The 710-nt window shown below is 61.5% G+C and carries 1 protein-coding gene; it reads right to left on the bottom strand.

The window, feature by feature from the left end; genetic code table 11:
• Positions 1 to 710: GH39 family glycosyl hydrolase (locus H7C18_RS34795; protein WP_202887795.1), on the bottom strand; the 710-nt coding region annotated here is incomplete at both ends.

Genomic DNA, 710 nt, shown 5'->3' with positions numbered 1-710 from the left:
GCGGAGGCGACAAATGCGGATCGCTCCGGCGCTCCGGCTTGCTCCGGAACCGATACCGGGTCGAACCAGCGGTTCCATTCCGTCACCATCATCTCCGGCACCCGGTCCGCCGGATAGTGCTTGAGCAGCTCCCGTCGGACCCGTTCCACTTGATCCGAATGGCGGGCCGGATTGTTGCTGTAAACATGCCACGAGACGAAATCGAGCGGGATGCCGCGGCGGGCGCAATGTTCGATCAAGCCGGCCATCAGCGGACTGCCGGAGTCGGCGAGCGCAGGTCCCCCGACTTTCGCTTCCGGATAGGCGCGCAGAATCGCCTCCGCCGTCCTCTCATAGAACCGGTTGTAGTCTTCCGCCGATTGGAACAAGTAGGGCGATCCGCCGATCTCGCCGATGTCGACCTCGTTGCCGATCTCCCAGCGCGTCACGATTTTCTTTTCCGCAGAATATCTACGCACCAGCCGGTAAACCACCTCCTGCCACTCGGCCCAATCGTTCGGATGGACGATCTTCTCGTCGACTTCCGGGAACAGGGGACGGGGCTTGATCGTGATGGCCGCGGCGACGGTTCCGCCGACGGACGCCAGAGAATCCATGTAGGGATCGAGCGTGCTCCAATCGAAGCGTCCGCGCTCCGGATAGATATGGAAGTATTCCTGAATAAACGTGCGGATCAGACGGGGATTCAGCTTCCTAAGCGCTTGGGCGAC

The organism is Cohnella zeiphila (assembly GCF_014212055.1).
Lineage (GTDB): Bacteria > Bacillota > Bacilli > Paenibacillales > Paenibacillaceae > Cohnella > Cohnella zeiphila.
Note: the sequence above shows the minus strand (reverse complement) of the source record. Positions and strands in the feature narration are given on the sequence as shown.